The sequence below is a fragment of the Pedobacter cryoconitis genome, assembly GCF_001590605.1.
Lineage (GTDB): Bacteria > Bacteroidota > Bacteroidia > Sphingobacteriales > Sphingobacteriaceae > Pedobacter > Pedobacter cryoconitis_A.
This window is the reverse complement of the sequence record NZ_CP014504.1, coordinates 4019479-4038813: the sequence shown is the minus strand read 5'-3', so window position 1 is coordinate 4038813 and position 19335 is coordinate 4019479. Positions and strand designations below refer to the sequence as shown.

Below are 19335 nucleotides of genomic sequence, written 5' to 3'. Positions count from 1 at the left end.
ATTATTTTATAAAATTAATTGAATACGTTTTACTGTTTCCTTTCATGTCTTCGACCACTAATTTCAACTGATGTTTTCCCGTTGCTGTGCGCTCATCAAAAGAATGCCATAAGGTAGCAGTTTTGGTGTCAAATTCCATCAAAACCCAATTGCCATCAATATAGCCATTAAAGCTTTTAATACCAGAAAGGTTATCACGTATTTTAAAAACCATTTTAGCTATGCCCGCCATGTTTTTGCCATCAGCGATGTTAACCGGGATAATTGTTGGAGCTATTGTATCGACAGCAATGTAGAAACTGCCGAAATTACGGGGAGTTGCCTTCACGTAACCATTCTCAAAAAAACCACCTTGCGATGCACCACCAGCACTGACAATCACCGCTTTATCTTTTAATGCACCTAAACGGGCATCAGCCTTGATCCATAAATCAAAACCAATATGCAAAGGAGTCAGGTTATTGTGAATTTGATAAACCGGTGAATAAGCACCTCTTGCTGGCTCTGGCTTAACCTTATAAACTAAATTGAAATCATTGTATAAAGTCCCTTTCGGTAAAACGACTTTAACACCATCCGCTGCAAACTCATTCTCTTTCGCATAAAAGAAAGGGATACCATCAGGCTGGTCCGGCGTCGAAATTAATGCCTGTCCATCAGATTTTACGCTAAATGGCAAAATACTTTTATTGCCTTTCGCATCCGTTACCGTGTATTTCAGCTCATGCACCTGCTGATCCTTAAACTCAATCCGGCCACTATTGACCAGGTTGCTATAGATCTGCAAAGGATTTCCCGGATCTACAAAACTTTTCTGAATACTCCTTTTGGTCGTCATAAAAGCCGTATAATCAATATGCGAATTAATCGCCTTACTGTTTTCAAAAGCAAACTTCTCTAAAGAAGACGTGAAAACAGGTTTTCCATCTACTTCCAGCTCAATAGAATACACCCCATTAATTCCAGAAGCCCCATTATGTCTGTCTGTAGCAGTAATTCCGAATCCAACTTCACCACTGATATTCAATGGTTCAGCTTTACTTAAGCTATACTTTCCTGCTCCACCAGTTACCTGCAAAAAAGTTTTAGGTGTATATTCACTAAAAGGTTTTTTATTTAGTTTATAAACGTATAAAGCATAAATAACCGGCGGAATATTATCCGGGATCTGAATTCCGAAAAGCTGTGGATTAATCGTGTTTTCTGTTTTAGAATCCCTGATTTCAAAGTGAAGGTGCGGGCCTCCGGAACTGCCCCGGTTTCCCGAATAAGCGATTACATCGCCTTTATGTACAGGAAGTGATTCTGCCGCAGGAAACTCGTCCAGCTCAAAAGTCTTTTTCTGATATTGCAAAGCCTTTACCGCTTCTGCAATTTTAGGCGCAAAACGGGATATATGGCCATAAACAGAAGTATATCCATTGGGATGCACCAGATATATAGCCTGGCCGAACCCACTGTTCTGAACTCTCATTCTGGAAACATAGCCATCAGCAATTGCATGAACAGGATAGCCTTCACGCTGATTGGTACGGAAATCTATTCCAGAGTGGAAGTGGTTCCCTCTAAGCTCACCAAAAGAACCCGCTAATGCCGGAGGAACAATATCCAGCGGCGTACGGAAATCTACCAGTGGATATTTATTGTTACTGAAAATTTGTTGGGCCTGCGTACTGATTGCAAATACAACCAGAACAAACAGGAATATACTTTTTTTGATCATTAAACTTATTTTATATCGAAATTCAGAAATTGTTCCTTGCCCATCCATGCTTCCAGTTTGTCGCCCGGATGAACCTGGCCAACACCTTCAGGAGTTCCTGTGAAAATCAAATCTCCTTTTTTCAGCGTGATGTATTGAGAAACAAAAGCTATAATTTTATCAAAAGAGAACAGGATATTTTCTGTATTCCCATTTTGACGGCTTTCTCCATTTACCTTAAGTTCAAACGGTATCGCATTGATATCTGCAAGCTCAGTTTTCTGAATAAAATGACTTACCGCAGCCGAATTGTCGAAAGCTTTAGCCAGTTCCCAGGGTAATCCTTTTTCTTTCAATGCAGATTGAAGATCGCGCGCTGTAAAATCAATACCCAGACCAATTTCATCATAATAATTAGCTGCGAATTTCTCTGCAATATGTTTTCCTTCTTTATTGATCTTCAAAACAACTTCCAGTTCATAATGTACATCGGAAGAGAATTCAGGGATATAAAAAGGTTTATTGTCTTTAAGTACAGCTGTTTCCGGCTTCATAAAGATCACAGGACTTGATGGGAGAGGGTTATTTAATTCTTTAGCGTGTGCAGCGTAGTTACGGCCAATAGCAATTATCTTCATTCTGTTCAGGTATATAAAAAACGTCTTTTATCTTCACATGCAACCAGCATGATGCGTAAAAGTAAATTATATCCGGTAAAAAAAAGATTGATGCAGAAAATTAGCTGAGTTTAAACGGTTATTCCAGTTTATAGAATAGAAATACGTTTCACGACAGTCTCCGAACCAGCAACAAAACGAAGGAAATAAATCCCGCTGTTCAACCGGTTAGGAATGGTAAATGTTTTAGTTTGCTCTCCTGCAGACAGGCGCTCATTGGATAAGGTAACAACCTCATTGCCTAACAAATCCATGATTTTAATAGAAAGATTAGACTCACGTTCCAAACGGATGGTCAGATTAATCTGGTCATCAACCGGGTTAGGATAAACTTTAAGTACTGAAAGAATTTTATCTGTTCTGCCGCTGCCCGATCTGCTATGCGAAAGAAGACTGTTATAAGGGCTTAAAGAAGAACCAGGAAGGTAACTTGGTTTGTAAGAAGGAACATCACCTCTGATTTGAGGGGTCCTGACAATTCTTTTGTATTTGATATTTGTACCGGTACTATCTGAACGCTGGGCAAAAACTGTTGATCCACAGCAGACACTGATGCAAAAAATGCAAATTATGTAAATCAGTGAGACCGTTTTAGTTTTTATATTCATCTATTGCAACAAAAGTAGTGAATAATTCTACACAATAATTAATCTTTTTGTACTCAGGACAATATTTAACACATTTTAACAGTTGTTCGTTATTTAATCGTAATGATAGTGCTTTTTTTGGATAAAATAGCTGTTATTTAATCGGGTAGATTTATTTTTAAAGTTATTGTTAAATTTTATATATTGGGCTCAGGTTTTATTCCTTAAATGGCTATGAAATACCATTAATACCATTGTTAATTTCTATTCCTGATTATTATTTGCATCAAAATTACGTTGCTAAAAAAGATATTTCTTTTTATTCAGACTGATCAACTGGAATAAAGAGTTGAATAGTATCCTTTTTATACAATTAGTAAGCATAAATGACATGAAATTGCCTACTGGATTATTGTTATACATCATTGCACATTCGTCTTCCGGTTACCAACCAAATGAAGCTTATAAGCCCATTGGGTCTGGGGGATGAGGGATTAAAATCTGCTAAACCTAATCTTATGAAAAAAAAATGTTTACTCTTAGGTCTGGGCGTAATTGCCGGGACGCTCACTTCACATGCCCAGTTCTCTATCGGACTGGAAGGTGGTTACAACAAAAACCACATCATTACCAACATCGGCTTCCGGGCTTTTACCAAGTATGAGCCACTTGACGGATTTAACATCGGAATACCTGTTAAATATGACCTGAACAACTGGTTTGCGATACAAGCAGACCCTCAGTATATTCAGAAGAGCTACAAAATTGTACGGAGCAGTTATTTCGAAGGAATTAACCACACGAACAAGAACAGCTACATTCAACTTCCATTGATGGCACATTTTACATTTGGCAGTCAGAAACTAAAAGGTTTTTTGAACCTGGGTGGTTATGCCGGTTACTGGTCTTCATCCCGTATCAAAGGAACTCAGATCGACACTTTTGCTAAAGTATATGAGCTTCCTGATGGTGCGCAAACGCCAAGTATCCTGGATGGGGAACCAGGTTACAGCTATAATGAGAAGTTTATTTTTGACAGCCGCCGCGACCGCAGAATCGAATTGGGTGTGCTGGCAGGAACCGGTGTAAGCTATCAGCTTAAGCCAAGATATGAGCTTTTTGCAGAAGGAAGGTATTATCGCGGATTGACAGATCAGCAGAAAAACTACATGCTCAATCAGATTCCACGTTACAATGATACTTATGTTATTCAAGTGGGTTGTATGTACCGTCTAGGTAAATAACAGCTAATTTATTCATCATTATTACAATCTTATGAAATCAACTTATTTATTTTTATATAAAAATATGCTCCAGCTGATACTGGGTATCTGCCTTGTGAGCGCATTGGCTTCTTGCCGTAAAGAATCCCCTCAAATCAACGATCCTAAACGTTATATCGAGGGCAGCTTCAGTGAAGCTTTTGAGGCTTACTGGAATGGAATGAACAATAATTATATCTTTTGGGATACTGATCCTACAAATTGGGATGAAATTTACCGTAAGTATCAACCGATTTTTGCTAAAATGAATATCAATGATTCGACAGATGTCAGAAAATCTTATACTTATTTTAAAGAGATGACATCGACATTAATTGATTCCCATTATGCATTGAGAATCAACAGTCCTTATGTTCAGGATTCAGCAGCTTATATTAGCCCATCTGATGCCAGACATCAAAAAAGCCTTGATTATCACGGAAATATTAATCCTAACTTTTTTTATAGCACTATTCCTCCAAAATACCTGGATAGGGGATATGTGAGAGGGTTTATTAACTTATCCGCTACAGATCAGTTTTTTGCTGTTGCGGGTAAAATTAAGGGCAATATCCTATATCTTCATTTTAACGAATTCAGTTTAAATGTGATCAAGGATTTGCCAACGCCTAACAATGCACAAAAAGCATTGCAGTATTACTTTGATGAGGTGAAAAAACCGGAAGGCTTGAAAGGGATAATTATTGATGTGAGAAGTAATGGTGGTGGTTATCTTTCTGATTTAGATTTATTGGTAGGTGGTTTAACGGATAAGGAATTTTCTATCGGTGCTACCCGTTCAAAAATTGGAAACGGAAGATTGGATTATACGCCATGGATACCTGCAACGGTTCATCCCGGGAAAGATGCGAAATTGTTTACAGCTCCGATTATTGTCCTGGCTGATTTAAATTCAGTGAGTATGGCAGAGATGACTACCATGGCTTTAAAGGCGATGCCGGGTGGAAATGTCAAATTTGTGGGGGAACGTACCTGGGGTGGTAATGGCCCGTTGTTAAATAACAATGATTATTATAATAGCGGACAGTTCAGTACCGGGTTCCTGAGTTTGGTTTATACTTCTTCAACTGCGTTACGTTATGTAGATGGAAAGTTATATGAGGGAATTGGTTTCCCGCCAGATATCGAGGTAAAGTATAACAAAGCTGCTTTAGACGCAGGTACTGACCCGCAATTGGAGAAAGCGATCAGCTTGATTCCACAGTAAAAGATTCTGTTTAAATAAAGCGAGGCTTGTTATCACAAATAACAAGCCTCGCTTTATTTAAGTTATTAGTCTACATCGTTGGTTTAAACTGACTAATATCCTGGAACGTCAAGATATTGGCAGTTTCCGACATTTCTTTCTTAACTAGTTCTTCATGCTCCGGGTTATAGAAATAACAGATTTCAGCATCACCAATGTCTTTTTTATGAATAATAATTACCTTGCATAAGCTATACTTTTGTAGAAATAATCTATTCATATCTAATTGATATCTGAATCCTGCATCAGCATTTACCTTCTTTAATTCATGGTCCCCAAGTGGCTGAACTTTAAAAGTAGAAGTGTCAGCTTGGTATTTTACAATATTCAAATAGCTTTGATTTGCATCAATATTTGGAAACATCCCTTTTAAATTTTTATCAAATGCTGTTCTTACCGGAATTAATATGATCCCAATAGCAATATCTTTTTGTTTGTTTTCAACAACGCTAAACATCAAACTCATTATTTTGCGTAAGGTGGGAGAAAAACTTTCTTTTGTACTTATTTGATTATAACCTGCAGGCATCTGAAATTTAAGATTAGTATTAGCTAAATAAGAATCAAAAGCAGGGTTGGATTGTGCATTGACTGTTAAAGTAGAACAGCTAATAAAAATGCTTAATAGTATCAGAGAAGCTGTTTTTAGAGATTTTTCCATTGTAATAAATATCCGTATTGAAATATTATTAGACAATATAATCTAATTACAGAAACATTGCAGATATCATTTATCAGTCTGAAAAATTCCACACCAATGTAAACACTTTGTTTTTCCTTCCTATTTACACCTTGCCAGATGTATTTCTGGAATACTCAGTTATTGGTCTGCTTGTTTTTAACACAGGTTACTAAATGGAAGGATAAATATGTTGGCAAAAGTACACCAAAGCCATCTCTAAGAAGGCTACGGATTTACAACTTACGCAACAAGCAAAGTTTAAAATAGCAGGCAGCTTTATGCGCATGTTCCGGTCTGAGGTACATTTCAGTTTTCAGAAGCCACCTAAAAATATGACTGCGATGAATAATGCCATGTGGTATAATCTGCATCATTCAATTGACGAAAAAATATTGACTTTGATGCCAAAACTATAGCTAACATTAAAATGTAGGTGATTTTAATGTTAGCTATAGTTTTGAACTTATATCTGATGTCAAAAGCGCAGCTAACATTAAAATGTGGGTGATTTTAATGTTAGCTCACTTAATTTCATTAAATTTGAATATGTCCTATAAAATAAATCCTGATAGAAATAAGCCTTGGAATGATTTACCAGATTTACCCATAACTAGTATACTCTATGAAGATATAGACATATATAAACAATTAGGTAATTCAAAAGCTGCTTTAGGGAGATTACAAGGAAGAAGTATTGCAATACCGAATCAGGGTATGCTTATTAATTCTATTAGTTTACAGGAGGCTAAAGCATCAAGTGCGATCGAAAATATTTTTACTACTGATGATGAATTATATAGAGCCTATAGTGAAAATGAACAAAGTTCTGTGCAGGGGGCTGCGAAGGAAGTTCTGAATTATAGAAAAGCTTTATGGATTGGTTATGAGCATTTAAAAAGAGAAAGTTTTGATGAAGGATATTTTGTAAAGATGTATCAGATTATTAGTCAATTTAGTGACGGTATAAGAACACCTATCGCACAGATTTACATTAAAGAAGGGGGAACGGGGCCCAACGCTGGGAAACCATTTTATACACCACCCAGAGGGAGTAATATCGTTGAAACTAAACTCGCTAATTTAATAGATTTCTTAAATGATGACAAAAAACATCCGGTAGATCCACTTTTGAAAATGGCAATCGGACATTTTCAGTTTGAGGCGATTCATCCATTCAGAGATGGAAATGGACGAACAGGCAGGATATTTAACATTCATTATCTGACTAAAAAAGGCTTATTGGATTATCCAATACTCTATCTGAGCCGTTATATCATTGACAACAAAGAAGATTATTACGCAGGATTAGCTGGTATCACGCAGCGTGGGAGCTGGAAATCCTGGTTATTATATATGTTGAAGGCTGTAGAGATGACGTCGAATCTAACTTATAATAAAATAACAGATATAATAGCTGCGAAGGAAGCAATACTTGCAGCTGTAATAGAACGAGGAGATATTTTAAGGCCTGAAAAATTAGTGGAAGCACTATTTAGCCAGCCTTTTACCAAAATCAAACACTTTACTTCTGCTGGAGTGTATGCAGAGAATACGGCAAGAAAATACCTGGAGATCTTAATAGAAATGGGAGTCCTTGAAAAAAGAATTGTGCAAGGGAATAGCTATTACCTCAATCTGGAACTTTATCGAATTCTTTCTGAATAAATAAAGTTCTATTTGGCTGGTATTTATAATAAGTGCTAACTAACTACCAGATAATAGGAGTAACTACGCTGAAATATTCCAACTGCACTAATTTTAGAGCAGTTGGAATATACAGCTCATATTTTGATTTCAGATTTGGGCCTCACATTAAAATGTTGTTAATTTTAATGTGAGGCCTGTTGATTTTCAGTGGATATAGCCTGTGAAAAGACTTATATAAAAAAATTCTAAAATTAAGAACCTCAATGATTGAATCTAACCGGATAGAATATAAACAAGAACTGACCGACTCATTAGAGAAAGAAGTGACCGCTTTTTTAAACTATAAAGAAGGTGGTGTAATTTATATTGGAATTACAAAGACTGGTCGTACTGTAGGCGTTATTGATTCTGACGGAGATCAGCTTAAAATAAAAGATCGGCTAAAAAATAATATTGCATCATCTTGCCTGGGATTATTTGATGTGGTAAGCGAGAAAAAGGACAATTTAAATATTATTAAAATTATCGTCGCCAGTGGGAGTGAAAAACCCTATTTCCTCAGAAAATATGGAATGACTGAAAAAGGTAGTTTTATTAGAATTGGCGCTGCTTCAGAACCCATGCCACAAAAAATGATAGATACATTGTTTTCTAAACGGACACGTAACTCTATTGGTAAAATTAAGTCTAACCATCAAAATCTTAGTTTTGAACAGTTGAAAATCTATTATGAGGCAGTTAGTAAGAAGCTTAATGATAAGTTTGCCGCTAATCTGGAACTCCTCAATGCAGATGAACACTATAACTATGTTGCCTATTTGATGTCAGACAAAAATAGCAATTCAATAAAGCTGGCTAAGTATAGCGGACTTAACAGGGTAAATCTCATAGAAAATAATGAGTACGGGTACGAATCATTGATTAAAGCTACCAAACAGGTTTTGGATAAGCTTAATGTAGAAAATAAAACGCTTACCAGGATCACTGCAAAAGAGAGAATAGAAATCAGATTTTGGGATCCAATTGCTTTGCGTGAAGCAGTAATTAATGCGATTGTGCATAATGATTATACGAATGAAGTACCACCTAAATTTGAGATTTTCGATGATAGAATTGAAATTACTTCAACATGTAGTCTGCCGGATGGGCTGAGCCTTGAAGAGTTCTTTCAAGGGTTTTCTATCCCAAGGAATAAAGAAATCATGCGAATCTATAAAGACCTCGATTTAGTAGAACAATTAGGATCAGGAATACCTCGTATACTAGAGTCTTATAGTAAGGAATGTTTTAAGTTCACGGAACACTTTTTAAGAATGTCGTTTCCGATACATAAAGAAATAGAGGATAGCTTAATTAATGACGAGGTTAAGAAAGGTGGTCCAATGGGTGGTCCAATGGGTGGTCCAATGGGTGGTCCAATAGGTGGTCCAATAAATAGACTAACCTACAGACAAGTTGAGGTCTTAAGCCTATTAAGAGAAAGTAATACACTATCTAAAAGAGAATTAGGGAAACTATTAAATATCAATGTTTCAGCAGCTCAGGCACATATAGATTTATTAAAAGAGAAAGGATATATTAAACGAATTGGCGGAACCAGAGGATATTGGGAAATTATTGAATAAACTCAATCCCCCTAAAAAACAAACCCCGTCTTCTGAAACTATCAAAAGACGGGGTTAAGTAATATCAATAAACTCGTTGCCAAACTATACTACCACCTGATTCTTCACATTCAACTTACTATGATGAAAACCATATAAGAAATAAACAACCAACCCGATCACTAGCCAGATTCCGAATCCGATCCAGTTAGAAATACCCAATTCACACATCATATATAAACAGCTCAGTAAGCCCAATACCGGGATCAGGGACAGGTTATGTGTAATACAGAAATAAGTGATCGCCACACAAATAAAGAAGAAAATCCACATCGGTATTTTGTGTTTAAACAAAGCCCAGCCGCTCTCAAATTTCTTATCCGCACTCACTGTGCTCTTCTCCATAAAACTCTTGTACTGTTCCGTACTCAGGCCATTTAAATAAGCTTCAGCATCAATATTCTTATCAATCACATTAGACACCTTCTGCGCTGCAATAATCTCTTCCTTCACACTATTCAGCTCCGTTTTGTCTAGCGAAGTAATAAAGCTGATCGGCTCATGAACCTTAGTCTCATTCGTAATAAAAGAAGTCATTTCCGCTTTAAAAAAGATGAAACCAGAAATGATTGCACCAATAAAAATAACAGGGATGATATACTTTGAATTGACATAAGGAGTCTTGAATTTGCCCCTCGGAATGTCAGTCTTGTTTTGCAAGACCAATACCCCTGCACAAACCAGTACAAAAGCGAATAGCGTACCGATAGAACATAAATCGGTTACAATGGTCAGGTTCATGAACAAAGAAGGAACTGCTACTACAAAACCAACTACAATAGTTGCAAAGGAAGGGGTTTTATAAACAGGGTGGATCTTGGAAAACCTTTTAGGCAATAAACCATCACGGCTCATACTCATCCAGATTCTTGGTTGTCCCATCTGGAAAACAAGCAATACACTTGCCATCGCAAATACCGCACTCACCGCAATAATCCCACTCATCAATTTCAGGTTGATATGATCAAATACAAAGGCCAGCGGATCACCCACTGCCAGCAGGTCATATTTTACAATACCAGTCAATACCAGCGCAATCGCTACATAAAGAACAGTACAGATAATAATTGCCCACATCATCCCTCTTGGTAAATCCCGTTGCGGGTTTTTACACTCTTCGGCAGTGGTAGAGATTGCATCAAAACCGATATAGGCAAAGAACACGGCAGAAACACCTTTAAGGATACCAGAAACACCGTTTGGCGCAAATGGATTCCAGTTCTCTGTATCGACATAAAAAACACCTACAGAAAGTACCAGTAAGATTACGGCAAGTTTCACAATAACCATCGCATTACTCGCATTCTTAGATTCTTTCATCCCTCTGTATACCAGCCAGGTAATCAGAATGATAATTCCTAAAGCAGGCAAATCGGCCACAATATGAAAACCACCTATGGTAGGTGCAGTTGCCCAGGCGTTGTTCGCAATACGGGTCGCATCATCCAGGTTTGCAAAGCTTTTACCTGCATTCAGCATGGCTTCGGCATGATTATGGCCATTGAATGCTGTCAGGTAATCCATCGTCATCCAGTCCGGAAGGTTAATCCCGTTTATACCTAATGCCGGTATCCGGATAGAAGAGAGTAAACCTGTAAAGTAATCAGACCAGGAAATGGCGACCGTAATATTTCCAATCGCATATTCCATAATGAGTGACCACCCAATAATCCAGGCCACCAATTCTCCAAAAGCTACGTAAGAATACGTATAGGCGCTTCCGGAAACAGGAACCATAGAAGCAAACTCTGCATAAGCAAAGGCCGCAAAACTACAGGCTATAGCCGTGAAAATAAACAAGAAAATTACAGCAGGGCCGCCGTCGGCACTAGCCTTTCCAATTGTACTGAAAATTCCCGCACCAATAATGGCGGCAATTCCAAAAGCAGTAAGATCTCTTACACCCAGTGTCTTATTTAGAGATGCGCCATGATCACCATAGCCCTTTTCGGCATCTTCTAATATTTTAGTAATAGACTTTTTTCTGAAAAGATTTTCAAACATAATGGGCAATTCGGTTAGATGTGGTTTTAGGTCAGCTTAACGCGTATCTGCTATACAGACACGCGTCAATTGGCTCAAAGTATAAAAAATTAATCTAATTTATCTAATTCCTCTTTTACAAAGGAAGCTAGTTCTTTAATATATTCGCTGCTAAAATCGAATTTGATACCCGCAGTTTCGTAAATCTCATTCATTGGTTTGGTATAACCCAAAGCTAAAGCATCCAAATACTGCTGTAACGCTTTTTCAGGATTTTCTTTGTAATTTTTCCAGATCGCAATTGCACCTAACTGCGCAATCGCATACTCTATATAATAAAAAGGAACTTCAAAAAGATGCAGTTGTTTTTGCCAGATGTTACCAAACTCCTGCTCCAGACCATCCCAGTTAGAAAAGCCTGCACCAAATCTTTCATAGATCTGTTTGAAAGCTACCTCTCTGTCGGCAGCATTATGTGTAGGGTTCGTATAAATCCAGTGCTGGAACTGATCAATTACTGCTACCCAAGGCAAAGTTTTCAGAACATCTTGTAACTGCTCTTTTTTAGCACGGACCAGATCGGCAGGGTTATCAAAATAAATGTCCCATTGATCCATTGAAATTAATTCCATACTCATGGAAGCTAATTCTGCAACTTCCGAAGGACAATGTTTAAAGTCATTCAATTCCAGGTTTGCCGTCAAAAAAGTATGGATGGCGTGACCGCCTTCGTGAACCATAGTAGTGAGGTCTCTTAATGAGCCCGCAGAGTTCATGAAAATAAAAGGTGCACCAGTTTCGGCCAGTGGATAGTTATATCCTCCCGGAGCCTTACCTTTTCTGCTTTCTACATCAAATAGGTTATTCGCTTTCATAATCGAAAGCATATGACCTAATTTAGGATCAATTGCATTAAAAGCAGCGATAGTTTTCTCAATCAGCTCTTCACCGTTTTTGAAAGGTTTCAAGGCCGCTTTACCAGAAGTGCTGACTTCCATATCCCAAGGCTTCAATTCTTCCAGGCCTAATAACTCAGCTCTTTTCTCTGCTTGCTCTTTTAAGATAGGTACGATTTCTTTTTCTATCGCTTCATGAAATGCGTAACAATCCTTCGCGCTATAATCAAATCTGCCTAAAGCCTGGAACATATAGTCTCTGTAGTTTTCAAACCCTGCGTTCAGCGATACCTCATGACGCATCGCTACCAACTCATCAAACACAATGTTTAAAGCATCTTTATCTACCAGGCGACGTTGCTGGATAGTTTCCCATGCCTGCTGACGCACCGCTCTGTCTATATCTTTCGTTAAAACAGCTGCCTGTTCTAAAGTGTATTCCTTGTCATTGATCACCACACTCATTGCCCCGGTAGTGGCCTGGTATTTTTGCTGGGTGATTTGTAGTTTCGTAAACAGTTCTACGTTTTCTTCTCTGTAAATTTCCAGTGCTTTTTTAATTGCGCGTAAATAAACAAAGTATTTAGTTTGGTCCAGTTCTTCAATAAATGGACTGTCAACGAGTTTTTGGTTTAATAAATTTGCAACAGGAGAGATCTTCGGCTCAATCTCTGTAGCGAAATACTGAAAGCTGCTCACCAATTCTTCATTGGCAGTATCACAGCTCATTTTGATATATCTCCAGGCAAAGTCTTCTTCCAGTGCAGCTTCAAATTCACTTTTGTCTTGCAGCCATTTTTCAAGCTCGCCGACATTGGTAATTTTTCTGTCTAACAATTCATCCAGCACAGGAGAAAGGTTTTCCCATTTAATCTCCAGTGTCTGCGGAATATAAGTCCTGTTTTTTTTCGTAATGATAAGATTGCTCATCGGTTTAGAATTTGAAAATTGTTCTTAAAAAAGCATCGAGCAAAAAGCAGGCTGCAAAAATCACAGAGGCGAATCCATTGGTCGTCGCAAATGCTTTGTTCACTTTGCTGATGTCATTGGGTTTAACCAGCAGATGCTGATAGATTAACATCGAACAAAAGAAGGTTACGCCAATGTAATACGCCCAGCTGAAAGTAGAAAATACAATCGGCAGGATCACACAGATTGCAGACAGGGCATGTAAGAATTCTGATAATCTGAGTGCTTTTTTTCTGCCCAGAGCGGAAGGGATGGAGTGTAATTTCTCTCCTTTATCAAATTCTTCATCCTGCAAAGCATAAATAATGTCAAAGCCACTCACCCAGAATAATACGGCCAGCGAATAAAGGACAGGCACCAGCGCGAAGTGACCGGTTACAGCAATATAGGCACCAATTGGAGCAAGGGATAAGCCCAGTCCGAGTACCATATGGCATAACGCGGTAAATCTTTTGGTATAGCTATAAAACAAGACTACAAAAAGTGCAACAGGAGAGAGGTACAGGCATAATGGATTAATGAATGCTGTGGTCACAATGAAAAGCACACAGTTCGCAATGACAAAGATCAGTGCTTCATTCGCAGAGACCTTTCCTGCGGGAATATCACGCATATTAGTCCGCGGATTTTTCGCATCAATGTCTCTGTCCAGATACCTGTTAAAGGCCATGGCAGAATTTCTGGCGAATACCATACAAAGGAGTACTAACAACAAAATCACCCAGTTGAAAGGGTGATCCGTAGTGGTAACTCCTAAAAAGAAACCAATCATCGCAAAGGGTAATGCGAAGACTGAATGTGCAAAAAGCACGAGTGAAAAATACTTCTTCATTTAAAGGTGCTGTTAATCTTCTTCTGGCGTCAGGATAGGCATTGCAAAGTCAAGATTGGTCTGGTCAACAAAGTTCAGGATCTCATCTCTTCCAATTAACTTCTCTGCTGAGGTCGTAAATATTGGTGGGATTTCTTCAAACCATCCTGAAAGTTCTTTTTTGAAGAGTGCTATATTCTGATGTGTTTTAGACGTAGACTGCTTATCGGTCTTGGTAAAGGCCAGTACAAACGGGATTTGGATTTCTCCCATCCAGCAGCAAAACTCAATATCAATCTTTTGTGGCGGGATACGACTGTCAATTAAAACGAATACGCATTGTAAACTTTCTCTTTTGGTGATGTAATTACGGATGAACTTTTCCCAGCTTTCACGGCTGTTTTTAGAAACTTTCGCATATCCATAACCTGGTAAATCGACGATATACCACTTCTCGTTGACCAAAAAGTGGTTAATTAACTGTGTTTTTCCTGGTTTTTGAGACGTTTTTGCCAATCCATGCTGGTTAACAAGCATATTGATCAGGGACGACTTTCCTACGTTTGAGCGGCCAATAAAAGCATATTCGGGCATGTTGGCTACTGGCAGTGCCGAAATCTTGGTATTACTGCAAATAAATGTTGCTGATTTTATAATCATTTGACAAAGGTAGAAAATTAGTTTTCAACAATACTTATCTTTGCGACACACCATGAACGAAAAAATAACTCCATACCAATCAGCTACGATCACGAAAAAGGAGCAAGTGACCACAATGTTTGATAATATTGCTGGTACTTATGACTTCCTGAATCATTTCCTTTCTGCAGGAATAGACATTCTATGGCGTAAAAAGGCCATTCGTGAATTGTCAGCACTGAAGCCGCAACATATTTTGGATGTAGCTACAGGAACGGGTGACCTTGCTTTTGAGGCGATCAAAATACTTCATCCTAAAAAAATAACAGGCGTAGATATTTCTGCCGGAATGCTTGAAGTAGCCCGTAAAAAAATCACAGATCGCAATTTACAGGATATTTTTAGTGTAGAAATCGGAGATTCGGAAGGTCTTAAGTTTGAGGACAATCATTTTGATGCCATTACAGTTGCTTTTGGGGTCCGTAATTATCAGGATCTTGAAAAGGGATTGTCAGACATGCTGCGGGTATTAAAACCAGGTGGAAAAGTCGTAATCCTGGAGTTTTCAAAACCAGTGGCGTTCCCGGTGAAACAATTGTATAATTTTTATTTTAAATCTATATTGCCGTTTTTCGGGAAAATATTCTCAAAGGATGCCAGAGCTTATACGTATCTTAATGAATCGGCAGTGGCATTTCCTGATGGAAAGTCTTTTATTGCAGTGATGGATAAAGTGGGTTACAAAACGACTAAACACAGACCACTGACCTTTGGGATCAGTACAATATATACCGGAATCAAAGGTTAATCCATTCAGATGAAATTAAAAATAAGCCTGCTTCTTGTTCTTCTTTTTTCAGTCGCTGCTGCCAGAGCTCAAAACTGGGGTGGCGGTGTTGATGATGAGAATGTACACTTTGGGTTTACTTTTCAGTATACAGGATCTTCTTATAAGCTCAGGAAAAAGGAGAATTGGAGAACTCCTTATCAGTCAATTGTTGATCCGTCAAGGGGTAAGATCACAGATTCATTGAATACGATGTACGGTAAATCTTCTCCAGGATTTGGAATTGGTTTCGTAGTCAATGGCAGGGTTAATAATCATATCGATGTGAGGTTAACGCCAACATTGGTTTTTACGGACAGGCTGATGGAGTATGAATATGGGCCTTATACGAATATTGGCGGCAATCAGGCGAATAATCCAGCCTTGACCAGTGCTATTGAAAAGAAAGTGGTTGCTACGATGGTTGAATTTCCATTGGGTATCAAAATCAAGTCTGACAGAAGAAATAACTTCAGGGCTTATATGTTATATGGGGCAAAATATTCGATGGATATCGCTTCCAAGAAAAAGTCGGACGATTCACCATTAGATGAAGAGTTCAAGTTCCTGAAAAATAAGAAGAGCTACTGGTCTTTAGAAGCGGCTTTTGGATTGGATCTGTATTTCGAGTATTTTAAAATGTCTCCGGAAATCAAGTTGTCTTACTCATTGAATGATATTGTAGACAGAACAGAGGTTAATCCTTATAATAATCCGATCGATAAATTGATGTTGCGTCATGTGACATTCAGTTTATTCTTTGAATGATGTAGCCTAAGTGAATTTTAATAGCTTTGTTTGAAAGGGTATAGCTAAACTCGTTTTTGGTGCGTAAATATTCCCGGTAAAAAAAATAGCTTCATTACCGATAATAAAAATTGATTTATGAAAACTGCATTAATTACAGGCGCGACTTCAGGTATAGGGAAATCATGTGCACACTTATTTGCACAACAAGGGTATCAATTGGTTTTGGTGGCCAGAAGAGAAGAAAAATTGAACGAGGTTGCTAAACACTTAGCAGATAAATATGCAATAGAGGTCAAAACACTTATTGCAGATGTAAGAGACAATTCAGTGTTGAAGGAAGTTTTTGAAAGCTTGCCTGAAGACTGGAAAAAGATTGATGTGTTAATTAACAATGCAGGTTTAAGCCAGGGATTGGATCCGATTCAAAACGGGGATACCAATGATTGGGATACAATGATAGATACCAACGTAAAGGGTTTACTTTATGTGACTAAAATAGTTTCCAACTGGATGATCGCTGCAAAGAAAGGGCACATCATCAATATTGGTTCTATTGCAGGCAAAGAAGTTTATCCAAACGGAAATGTTTATTGTGCAACAAAACATGCAGTGGATGCCCTAAATAAAGGAATGCGTCTGGATCTGCTTCCGCATGGTATCAAAGTAACTGCAATTAATCCTGGTATGGTAGAAACAGAATTTTCTGTAGTCCGTTTCAAAGGAGATGAAGACAAGGCGAAAAAGGTATATGAAGGGTTATCTCCTTTATTGGCACAGGATATTGCTGATGCAATCTGGTTTGCTGTGAGCCGCCCTGCACATGTAAATATAAATGATATGCTGATTATGCCAACTGCACAGGCATCAGCAACAGTAGTCAATAGAAATTAGAATAAAAGCTTAAAAAAATATGGTATCTGCAATTATAGATCAGGAAATAAAAAAAGCAATGTTAGCTAAAGATCAGGCTGCATTAAGAGGTTTACGCGCAATTAAAGCTGCATTATTAGTCGCAAGAACGGAAAAAGGATCGGCTGAAGAAATTACTGAAGATGCTGAAATGAAAATCCTTCAGCGTTTAATTAAACAAAGAAAAGAATCTTCTGATATTTATAAACAACAGGGTAGAGAAGATCTGGCTGTGATTGAAGACGAAGAAATTACTGTAATCAGTCAGTTTATGCCACAGCAATTGAGCAAAGAAGAAGTAGAAGTTCTGATTGCCAGGTTGATAGCAGATGCTGGTACAGTTACGGTAAAAGATATGGGCCGTATTATGGGGCTGGCAAATAAAGAACTGGCTGGTAAGGCAGATGGCAAATTGATAGCTGAAATTGTTAAAAGTCAATTGGCATAAATTGTGTTAGATGGTATCTGTAAAGAATTATTTTTTAAAAATAATAGTTTTTTTTGTTTAAAATAAAATCAGGCGACTAACTTAGTAGCGTATCTTTAGCAACAATGATGAACCGGACACCATTGTGTCAGTAACCATTCCGGGAAACATTTACAGAAATATATATATACATGAAATACGAAGTAATAGAAGAGGATGGGTTTAAGTATATAGAGGCCGGAAAAGGCGAAACCCTGGTATTACTTCATGGTTTGATGGGCGAGTTGAGCAATTGGGAACCGGTTATTGATCATTTCAAGGAGAATTACCGTATACTAGTACCAATTTTGCCTATATATGAATTGCCAATCCTTACTTTAGGTGTTAAGAGTTTAGCAAAGTACATTCATAAATTTATAAAGTTTAAAAAACTGGGACAGGTTGTCCTGATCGGAAATTCATTAGGCGGGCATCTTGGGCTGGTCGTTACAGCGGCACATCAGGAAAGTGTAAAAGCATTGGTATTAACTGGTAGTTCTGGTTTATATGAAAATGCTTTTGGTGGTACTTTCCCAAGAAGAGAGAGCTATGATTATATCCGTGAAAAGGTTGAATTCACGTTCTATGATCCTTCTATCGCTACAAAAGAAATGGTAGATGAGATTTTTAAAACAGTTAATGACCGTTCAAGAGTTATCCGTATTCTGGCTTTGGCAAAATCTGCTATCCGCCATAATATGTCTAAGGAACTGAATAAAATTACCATCCCTGTTTCTTTGATCTGGGGAAAAAATGACCAGGTAACTCCGCCGGATGTAGCTGAAGAATTTCATCAGCTGCTGCCTAATTCGGAATTAAACTGGGTTGATAAATGCGGACATGTTCCTATGATGGAGCATCCTGAAATTTTTAACCAATATCTGAGTACTTTCTTAGATAGAATTTTACTGAAATAACAATGTTTGCATCTGAACTCATATCAAATTCAATACTGCCGTTACAGACTTCTGAAACGGTACATACTGCTTTGGATAGAATGGCTGAGTTCAAGTTGAATCATTTACCAGTATTGAACAATGGCCAGTTTCTTGGCATTGTGGCCGAAGATCATCTATTGGAAATAAGAAATGTGGAAGAGCCTATTGGAGGTCTTTCTTTAACTATTCTTAACCCTTTTGTTTATCAGGATGTACATGTTTACGATGTAATCAGGATATTCGATCAGCTGAAGCTTTCTTTAGTGCCGGTACTGGATTATAAAAAGAATTATCTGGGTGTAATTTCTATACATGACTTATTAAAGTATACCTCAGATATTTTTGCCGTTAAAGAACCAGGAGGGATTATCGTTCTGGAAATTAATAACCGCAATAACTCTTTGTCGCATATGGCTCAGATTGTTGAAGCTGATAATGCACAAATCTTATCCTCTTATGTGCAGAACTTTCCAGATTCTACACGGTTAGAGGTGACGCTGAAAATTAATAAAACTGAATTATCTGGAATCATATCTGCTTTTGAGAGATATGATTACCAGGTGAAAGCGGTTTTTAACAGCACCACTCAGGACAACGGAACGGAAGACAGATATAATTTGTTAATGAGTTATTTAAATGTCTAATTCATTCCAGTAACCA

General features: G+C 37.8%; 18 protein-coding genes. 10 read left to right on the top strand and 8 right to left on the bottom strand.

Translation table 11 applies throughout. From position 1 onward, the window contains the following. Position 1: 1 nt before the first annotated feature. From AY601_RS16720 to AY601_RS16710, 3 genes are all read right to left on the bottom strand, one after another. The gene (locus AY601_RS16720) at positions 2–1723 is read right to left on the bottom strand and encodes a M23 family metallopeptidase (protein ID WP_068403119.1); all 1722 of its coding nucleotides are present in this window, start codon (positions 1721–1723) and stop codon (positions 2–4) included. Between the two features lie 5 nt (positions 1724–1728). Next, positions 1729–2340 carry a fumarylacetoacetate hydrolase family protein gene (locus tag AY601_RS16715; RefSeq protein ID WP_068403117.1) on the bottom strand — a complete coding sequence of 204 codons (612 nt, stop codon included), beginning with the start codon at positions 2338–2340 and terminating at the stop codon, positions 1729–1731. Positions 2341–2468: 128 nt separating this feature from the next. Then, positions 2469–2987: a T9SS type A sorting domain-containing protein gene (locus AY601_RS16710; protein ID WP_232324618.1), complete on the bottom strand. Its 519-nt coding sequence runs from the start codon at positions 2985–2987 to the stop codon at positions 2469–2471. Between the two features lie 497 nt (positions 2988–3484). Between AY601_RS16710 and AY601_RS16705 the strand changes: the two genes are divergently transcribed. Both AY601_RS16705 and AY601_RS16700 read left to right on the top strand, forming a co-directional pair. Next, a complete protein-coding gene (locus AY601_RS16705; RefSeq protein ID WP_198163542.1) occupies positions 3485–4210 on the top strand; it encodes a porin family protein in 726 nt (241 codons plus the stop codon). A 31-nt stretch (positions 4211–4241) separates the two neighbouring features. Next, a complete protein-coding gene (locus tag AY601_RS16700; RefSeq protein WP_068403113.1) occupies positions 4242–5456 on the top strand; it encodes a S41 family peptidase in 1215 nt (404 codons plus the stop codon). A gap of 70 nt (positions 5457–5526) precedes the next feature. Here AY601_RS16700 and AY601_RS16695 read toward each other — a convergent pair whose 3' ends face one another. Then, the gene (locus AY601_RS16695) at positions 5527–6156 is read right to left on the bottom strand and encodes a hypothetical protein (protein WP_068403111.1); all 630 of its coding nucleotides are present in this window, start codon (positions 6154–6156) and stop codon (positions 5527–5529) included. 567 nt (positions 6157–6723) lie between these two features. On the opposite strand from AY601_RS16695, the gene AY601_RS16690 reads away from it, so the two are divergent. Next, positions 6724–7842, top strand: a complete 1119-nt coding sequence (locus AY601_RS16690; RefSeq protein ID WP_068403109.1) for a Fic family protein — start codon at positions 6724–6726, stop codon at positions 7840–7842. Between the two features lie 245 nt (positions 7843–8087). Further along, a complete protein-coding gene (locus tag AY601_RS16685) occupies positions 8088–9449 on the top strand; it encodes an RNA-binding domain-containing protein (RefSeq protein ID WP_068403107.1) in 1362 nt (453 codons plus the stop codon). Positions 9450–9533: 84 nt separating this feature from the next. Here the strand turns inward: AY601_RS16685 and AY601_RS16680 are convergent, their stop codons facing one another. The 4 genes from AY601_RS16680 to yihA all read right to left on the bottom strand — a co-directional run bounded on the left by AY601_RS16680 (position 9534) and on the right by yihA (position 14807). Further along, the gene (locus tag AY601_RS16680; protein ID WP_068403105.1) at positions 9534–11492 is read right to left on the bottom strand and encodes an amino acid permease; all 1959 of its coding nucleotides are present in this window, start codon (positions 11490–11492) and stop codon (positions 9534–9536) included. 89 nt (positions 11493–11581) lie between these two features. Beyond that, a complete protein-coding gene (locus tag AY601_RS16675) occupies positions 11582–13297 on the bottom strand; it encodes a M3 family oligoendopeptidase (protein ID WP_068403103.1) in 1716 nt (571 codons plus the stop codon). A 4-nt stretch (positions 13298–13301) separates the two neighbouring features. Continuing rightward, positions 13302–14168, bottom strand: coding sequence for a UbiA-like polyprenyltransferase (locus tag AY601_RS16670; RefSeq protein WP_068403101.1), 867 nt, complete (start codon positions 14166–14168; stop codon positions 13302–13304). 12 nt (positions 14169–14180) lie between these two features. Then, positions 14181–14807: a ribosome biogenesis GTP-binding protein YihA/YsxC gene (gene yihA, locus AY601_RS16665; RefSeq protein ID WP_068403099.1), complete on the bottom strand. Its 627-nt coding sequence runs from the start codon at positions 14805–14807 to the stop codon at positions 14181–14183. A 52-nt stretch (positions 14808–14859) separates the two neighbouring features. Between yihA and ubiE the strand changes: the two genes are divergently transcribed. From ubiE to AY601_RS16635, 6 genes are all read left to right on the top strand, one after another. Continuing rightward, a complete protein-coding gene (ubiE, locus tag AY601_RS16660) occupies positions 14860–15594 on the top strand; it encodes a bifunctional demethylmenaquinone methyltransferase/2-methoxy-6-polyprenyl-1,4-benzoquinol methylase UbiE (RefSeq protein ID WP_068403097.1) in 735 nt (244 codons plus the stop codon). Between the two features lie 9 nt (positions 15595–15603). Continuing rightward, a complete protein-coding gene (locus AY601_RS16655; protein ID WP_068403095.1) occupies positions 15604–16380 on the top strand; it encodes an outer membrane beta-barrel protein in 777 nt (258 codons plus the stop codon). A 117-nt stretch (positions 16381–16497) separates the two neighbouring features. Continuing rightward, entirely contained in the window at positions 16498–17253 is a 756-nt protein-coding gene (locus AY601_RS16650; RefSeq protein WP_068403093.1) for an SDR family oxidoreductase, read from the top strand. 19 nt (positions 17254–17272) lie between these two features. Beyond that, complete coding sequence (locus AY601_RS16645; protein WP_068403091.1) at positions 17273–17719, top strand: GatB/YqeY domain-containing protein; 447 nt, start codon at positions 17273–17275, stop codon at positions 17717–17719. 170 nt (positions 17720–17889) lie between these two features. After that, entirely contained in the window at positions 17890–18654 is a 765-nt protein-coding gene (locus AY601_RS16640; protein ID WP_068403089.1) for an alpha/beta fold hydrolase, read from the top strand. A gap of 2 nt (positions 18655–18656) precedes the next feature. Then, positions 18657–19319: a CBS domain-containing protein gene (locus tag AY601_RS16635; protein ID WP_068403087.1), complete on the top strand. Its 663-nt coding sequence runs from the start codon at positions 18657–18659 to the stop codon at positions 19317–19319. Positions 19320–19335: the final 16 nt, after the last annotated feature.